Genomic DNA, 6,678 nt, shown 5'->3' with positions numbered 1-6,678 from the left:
AAACGCCCGGTTACATTTCGAACCCGGAAGCTAAGCCTTACAGCGCCGATGGTACTGCAGGGGGGACCCTGTGGGAGAGTAGGACGCCGCCGAACTCCTTTTAGAGCTCTGGCTCTTGGGCATGCAGCCCGAGAGCCAGAGCTTTTTTGCGTTGAGGTAAGGTCAGTGAGCATCATTGGCTCGTTTCCCCCCAGGAGGCCCCCGCGTGGAGGTCCAGGAGACCCGCGTGCAGACCGACCGGGTCCTCACCATCCCGAACATCCTCAGCATGGCGCGCCTGGCCGGCGTACCGCTCTTCCTGTGGTTGATCCTCCGGCCGGAGTTCGGCGGCCCGCAGAGTGACGGCTGGGCGCTGTTGGTGCTGGCCCTGAGCGGAGTCAGTGACTACCTGGACGGGAAGCTCGCGCGGCGCTGGAACCAGATCAGCCGCCTCGGCCGGCTCCTGGACCCCGCGGCTGACCGGCTTTACATTCTGTCCACTCTGGTGGGCCTCACCTGGCGCGAGATTCTCCCGCTTTGGTTGACGCTTGTACTGCTGGCCCGAGAAGCCGTCCTGCTCGTGATGGTGGGCATCCTGCGCCGCTACGGCTATCCGCCGCCGCAGGTGAACTTCCTGGGGAAGGCCGCCACCTTCAACCTCATGTACGCCTTCCCGCTGCTTCTGCTCAGTGACGGGAGCGGGTGGATCGCGTCACTGGCCGCTGTTTTCGGATGGGCGTTCGCCGGATGGGGTACAACCCTGTACTGGTGGGCAGGTGTTCTCTACGTGGTGCAGGTCCGCCGCTTGGTCCGTGCGGACACCATGGCCGATTGAACTCGCCGATTGACCGGCCCCAGCGGCCGGATGGCCCCCGCTGCAAAAGTGCGGGAGGCTGGACGGGGGAAGTCGGTCAATCCGTCGTCTCTTAGAGGAGGACGCTTCCGACATGAAGGCCGTCGTGATGGCTGGAGGCGAAGGCACACGCCTTCGTCCCATGACCTCGAGCATGCCCAAGCCGCTCCTGCCGGTGGCCAACCGGCCGATCATGGAGCACGTTCTGCGGCTGCTCAAAAGGCATGGGCTCAACGAGACCGTCGTTACCGTGCAGTTCCTGGCCTCGCTGGTCAAGAACTACTTCGGTGACGGCGAGGAGCTCGGAATGGAGCTCACCTATGCCAATGAGGAGAAGCCACTCGGTACCGCCGGGAGCGTCAAGAACGCCGAGGAGGCGTTGAAGGACGATGCCTTCCTCGTTATTTCCGGCGATGCCCTGACCGACTTCGACCTCACCGACCTGATCAATTTCCACAAGGAAAAGGGCGCGCTCGTCACCGTCTGTCTGACGCGTGTGCCCAACCCGCTGGAATTCGGCATCACGATCGTCGACGAAGAGGGCAAGGTCGAGCGCTTCCTGGAGAAGCCGACCTGGGGCCAGGTCTTCTCGGACACCGTGAACACGGGTATCTACGTCATGGAGCCCGAGGTGTTCGACTACGTCGATCCCGACGTGCCCGTGGACTGGTCCGGCGATGTCTTCCCGCAGCTGATGAAGGAAGGCAAGCCCGTCTACGGCTACATCGCCGAGGGCTACTGGGAGGACGTCGGCACGCACGAGAGCTATGTGAAGGCCCAGGCGGACGTACTGGAGCGCAAGGTCGACGTCGACATCGACGGCTTCGAGATCTCGCCCGGCGTCTGGGTGGCCGAGGGCGCCGAGGTGCATCCCGACGCCGTGCTCCGCGGGCCCCTCTACATCGGTGACTACGCCAAGGTGGAGGCCGGTGCCGAGATCCGGGAGCACACGGTCGTCGGCTCCAACGTCGTCGTCAAGAGCGGTGCCTTCCTGCACAAGGCCGTCGTGGCGGACAACGTGTACGTCGGACCGCACAGCAATCTGCGGGGCTGCGTCGTCGGCAAGAACACCGACATCATGCGCGCCGCGCGGATCGAGGACGGCGCGGTCATCGGCGACGAGTGCCTGGTCGGTGAAGAATCGATCATCCAGGGCAACGTCCGGGTCTACCCCTTCAAGACCATCGAGGCCGGTGCCTTCGTCAACACTTCGGTCATCTGGGAGTCCCGGGGCCAGGCGCATCTCTTCGGAGCTCGCGGAGTGTCCGGCATCCTGAACGTGGAGATCACGCCGGAGCTGGCGGTACGGCTGGCCGGCGCCTACGCGACCACGTTGAAGAAGGGTTCCACCGTCACCACGGCCCGCGACCACTCCCGTGGTGCACGCGCGCTGAAGCGGGCGGTGATCTCCGCCCTGCAGGCCAGCGCCATCGACGTACGGGACCTGGAGAACGTACCGCTGCCCGTGGCGCGGCAGCAGACCGCGCGGGGCAGCGCCGGCGGGATCATGATCCGGACCACCCCCGGGGTGCCGGACTCCGTGGACATCATGTTCTTCGACGGACAGGGCGCCGACCTGTCTCAGGGAAGCCAGCGGAAGCTGGACCGGGTGTTCGCTCGGCAGGAGTACCGGCGTGCGTTCCCCGGAGAGATCGGGGACCTGCACTTCCCGTCCAGCGTCTTCGACTCGTACACCGGGTCGCTGCTGCGCAACATCGACATCACGGGGATCGCCGAATCCGGGCTCAAGGTGGTCGTGGACGCGTCCAACGGCAGCTCGGGGCTGGTCCTGCCCAGTCTCCTCGGGAAGCTGGGCGTGGACTCGCTCACCATCAATCCCGGCCTCGACGAGTCCAGGCCGACCGAGTCGGCCGACATACGGCGCTCGGGGCTGGTGCGCCTCGGGGAGATCGTGGCGTCCTCGCGGGCGGCGTTCGGTGTGCGGTTCGACCCGGTCGGGGAGCGGCTGTCGCTCGTCGACGAGAAGGGCCGCATCATCGAGGACGACCGGGCGCTGCTGGTGATGCTCGACCTGATCGCGGCCGAGCGGCGCAGCGGGCGGGTGGCGCTGCCGGTGACGACGACCCGGATCGCCGAGCAGGTGGCCGCGTACCACGGGACCCAGGTCGAGTGGACGACCACCTCTCCCGACGACCTGACGCGGGTCGGCGGTGAGGAAGGCGCGATCTTCGGTGGCGACGGCAAGGGCGGCTTCATCGTCCCGGAGTTCAGCAGTGTCTACGACGGTACGGCGGCCTTCGTGCGGCTGATCGGGCTGGTGGCGCGGACACAGCTCACGCTGAGCCAGATCGATGCGCGGATCCCGCGTGCGCACGTCCTGAAGCGTGATCTGGCCACTCCCTGGGCGGTCAAGGGTTTGGTGATGCGGCGGGTCGTCGAGGCGGCCGGAGACCGCTTCGTGGACACCACGGACGGTGTGCGCGTGGTGGAGACCGACGGGCGCTGGGTGATGGTGCTGCCCGACCCGGCCGAGGCGGTCACGCATCTGTGGGCCGAGGGCCCCGACGACGCCTCCGCGCAGGCGCTTCTCGACGAGTGGTCCGCGGTGGTGGACAGCGCGGGCCGTTAGAACACCCGCACGCGTGCGTGCCGGACAAGTGTCCCCAAGGGGGCCTGTCCGGCACGCCGGTGGGGCCGTTCGGAGGTAGTGGCCGTGGCGTGCGACGATGTGCGGCATGCCGCAGCAACCCCCCGTTCGGAGCACATTCACGCGGCCCGCACGCCCGGACGCGTCCATGTCTTTGCTCACCAACGTCATGGACCACAGCCTCGACGACGGATACGCCGAGGCCGCCGCGCGGAAGAAGGCCGACGGCACCGGTGGAATGCCCAAGACCCTCCGCGCCAAGCTGGGACTGGCCGCCGGTCTCGTGCTGGCCGCCCTGGTCGTGACGGTCGGCGCGGCCCAGGCGCGGGTCGCGGCTCCCGCCGTGGCCAAGGAGCGCGAAGAGCTCATCGACCGCATCGAAGGGGAGACCTCGGCGGCCGACAGGCTCGAGGAGAGCGTCGACAAGCTGCGCGACGACGTGCACGCGCGGCAGCGCGAGGCCCTCGAGAAGAACGGCGAGGGTGGCCGCTCCGATCTGATGGGCATCCTGTCGGGCGCGGTCGAGGTGCACGGCCCGGGCGTGAAGCTCGTGGTGAACGACGCCAAGGACACGGGCACGGGCGGTGACGGGCAGCCGCGTGGCACCTCCGGGTTCTCCGACACGGGCCGGGTGCGGGACCGGGACATGCAGCGCGTGGTCAACGGACTGTGGGAGTCGGGGGCCGAGGCGGTCTCCATCAACGGACAGCGGCTGACGGCGCTGTCCGCGATCAGGGCCGCCGGTGACGCGATACTGGTCGACAACAGGCCGCTGGTGCCGCCGTACACGGTGCTCGCGGTGGGGGACGGCGAGCGGCTCAGCACCAGGTTCCAGGACAGTGCCGACGGGCTCTACCTGCACGCCTTGCAGGAGAACTACGGCATCCGGACCGCCATCTCCGTCGCGGACGACCTCGAGCTGCCGGCCGCGACGAGCGTGATCGTACGTACAGCACAGCCGATAACCGAGAAGGGCACATCGTGATCGCCGTACTGGGCCTCGTCGTGGGAGTCGTGGCCGGCCTCTTGGTCCGGCCCGAGGTGCCGGCGGCCGTCGAGCCTTATCTGCCGATCGCCGTCGTGGCGGCGCTCGACGCCGTCTTCGGCGGTCTGCGGGCCATGCTCGACGGCATCTTCGACGACAAGGTCTTCGTGGTGTCGTTCCTGTCGAACGTGGTCGTGGCCGCGCTGATCGTGTTCCTGGGCGACAAGTTGGGCGTCGGGGCCCAGCTGTCCACCGGTGTCGTGGTCGTGCTCGGTATCCGGATCTTCTCCAACGCCGCGGCGATCCGACGCCACGTCTTCCGGGCGTGAGGCCGATGAGCGACCACGACGAGCGGAACGCGGACCGGCTGCGCAAGGAACTGCCCGACGAGGTGCCGCCGGCGGCGTCCTCGGCGGCGCCCCCGGCGGAGGAGACACCGGCCGGAGACGCACCGAGCGAGGAGCGGACGGAGCGGCGGCCCGGGCCGGTGCCCGGACCGACCGGCAGGCAGCGGCTCGTCAAGGGGCTGTGGCCGCCGCGTCTCACCCGGGCCCAACTCATCGTCGCCCTCCTCCTGTTCGGCCTCGGATTCGGCCTTGCCGTCCAGGTGGCCTCGAACAGTGAGGGCGACAGCGCGCTGCGCGGCGCCCGGCAGGAGGATCTGGTCCGCATCCTCGATGAACTGGACGACCGCACTCAGCGTCTTGAAGACGAGAAGCAGGGCCTCGAAAAGCAGCGCGACGAGCTGGAGAACAGCTCCGACCAGGCAGAAGAGGCCCGCAAGCAGACGCTCGAGAAGGAGCGGCAACTCGGCATTCTCGCGGGCACCGTGGCTGCGCAGGGGCCCGGCATCACGGTGACGATCGAGGACACGAAGGGGGCGGTCGAGGCGGACATGCTGCTCGACGCGATACAGGAGCTGCGCGCGGCAGGCGCGGAGGCGCTCCAGGTGAACGGCGTACGGGTGGTCGCCGGCACGTACCTCACGGACTCCGACAAGACCGTGAGCGTCGACGGGAACAAGATCAACGCGCCCTATCGTTTCCAGGTCATCGGCAAGCCGCAGGACCTCGAACCGGCTCTCAACATTCCTGGAGGCGTGGTGCAGACTCTGGAGAAGGAACAGGCCACCGTTACTGTTGAGCGGTCGAGCAAGATCGTTGTGGACGCCTTGCGAGCGGCGAAGCGGCCTGACTACGCTCGGTCGTCCTCCCAGTGAACCGGCGGTGCATGGGGGACGACAGGCGAGGGCATGAGGTTGCGGGGGGTCGGCGCACCGATTGGGTGGTGCGTGGTGGAAACTGTCTGGTGGAGACGGACGTTGTGAAGGTGTCCGGGTCGGTCAGTACGGTCAGTCAGGGTTCGTCCTGCCCCACGGGCGGGTCTGTTTCGGTCAAGGGGAATCGCCCGTGAAGTTGTTTGCGAAGTTGTTCGGCAAGAGTGCGCGAGAGGGGCGCGAGAACGCGACCGCTCGCCATCGGGCACAGCCTGACGCGGAGGGCGGGCGCCCGATGTTCCGGGACCAGGTGGCTGGTCCGGGCGGTGACATTTCCGGTGGTCAGGGCGCGTCTGTTGACCCTGCGCAGTCCGGCGACATAGGTTTCGGGCAACCGTCGACCTCAGGTACGGGTGGAGGTTTTGCCCCCGGTCCGTACGCGTCGAACGCCCCGTCGGGGCAGCCGCGGCAGGAGGATCCGTCCATGTCGGCCCTGGTGTGTACGAGGTGCGGTAACCGCAACGCGGAGAACAGTCGCTTCTGCTCCAACTGCGGCGCGCCGCTGCGTGCCGGGGCGGTTCCGGAGCGTGCGTCCGAGACGACCTCCACGATCTCCATCTCCGGCCTGGAGGCGTACGACGCCGAGGTCACCGGCCAGACGGCGATGCCGGCGCTCTCTCCCGAGGCGCAGGCGGCCGTCGACGCGCTGCCGCTCGGCTCCGCGCTCCTGGTCGTGCGCCGCGGTCCCAACTCCGGCAGCCGCTTCCTGCTGGACGGTGAGCTGACCACCGCCGGACGTCATCCGCAGAGTGACATCTTCCTGGACGACGTGACGGTCTCGCGTCGGCACGTGGAGTTCCGCCGCAGTCCCGACGGCTCGTTCACGGTTGCCGACGTCGGCAGCCTGAACGGCACCTACGTCAACCGCGAGCGCATCGACCAGGTCGCCCTGTCGAACGGTGACGAGGTGCAGATCGGCAAGTACCGACTGGTCTTCTACGCGAGCCAGCGGGGTTACTGACCCGCCCCCGGGCACC

Annotated in this window: 6 protein-coding genes and 1 rRNA gene; all 7 read left to right on the top strand. The window is 68.0% G+C overall.

All coding sequences use genetic code 11. The annotated features are described in order from the left end of the window. Positions 1 to 95, top strand: a 5S ribosomal RNA gene (gene rrf / locus ACZ4V1_RS10220); the annotation flags it as partial. Between the two features lie 110 nt (positions 96 to 205). Further along, complete coding sequence (locus ACZ4V1_RS10215; RefSeq protein ID WP_468332285.1) at positions 206 to 814, top strand: CDP-alcohol phosphatidyltransferase family protein; 609 nt, start codon at positions 206 to 208, stop codon at positions 812 to 814. A gap of 112 nt (positions 815 to 926) precedes the next feature. Next, the gene (locus ACZ4V1_RS10210; RefSeq protein WP_468332282.1) at positions 927 to 3,422 is read left to right on the top strand and encodes a sugar phosphate nucleotidyltransferase; all 2,496 of its coding nucleotides are present in this window, start codon (positions 927 to 929) and stop codon (positions 3,420 to 3,422) included. Positions 3,423 to 3,588: 166 nt separating this feature from the next. Next, positions 3,589 to 4,425 (top strand): DUF881 domain-containing protein, encoded by an 837-nt coding sequence (locus tag ACZ4V1_RS10205; RefSeq protein ID WP_468332279.1) that lies wholly within the window; start codon positions 3,589 to 3,591, stop codon positions 4,423 to 4,425. Continuing rightward, a complete protein-coding gene (locus tag ACZ4V1_RS10200) occupies positions 4,422 to 4,754 on the top strand; it encodes a small basic family protein (RefSeq protein WP_003977440.1) in 333 nt (110 codons plus the stop codon). Before ACZ4V1_RS10205 ends, ACZ4V1_RS10200 begins: the two co-directional genes overlap by 4 nt. Before the next feature lie 5 nt (positions 4,755 to 4,759). Then, positions 4,760 to 5,644 carry a DUF881 domain-containing protein gene (locus ACZ4V1_RS10195; protein WP_468332276.1) on the top strand — a complete coding sequence of 295 codons (885 nt, stop codon included), beginning with the start codon at positions 4,760 to 4,762 and terminating at the stop codon, positions 5,642 to 5,644. A gap of 61 nt (positions 5,645 to 5,705) precedes the next feature. Then, positions 5,706 to 6,662 carry an FHA domain-containing protein gene (locus ACZ4V1_RS10190; protein WP_468332273.1) on the top strand — a complete coding sequence of 319 codons (957 nt, stop codon included), beginning with the start codon at positions 5,706 to 5,708 and terminating at the stop codon, positions 6,660 to 6,662. Positions 6,663 to 6,678 lie beyond the last annotated feature (16 nt).

This window comes from Streptomyces sp. NPDC028991, assembly GCF_055564775.1.
Note: the sequence above shows the minus strand (reverse complement) of the source record. Positions and strands in the feature narration are given on the sequence as shown.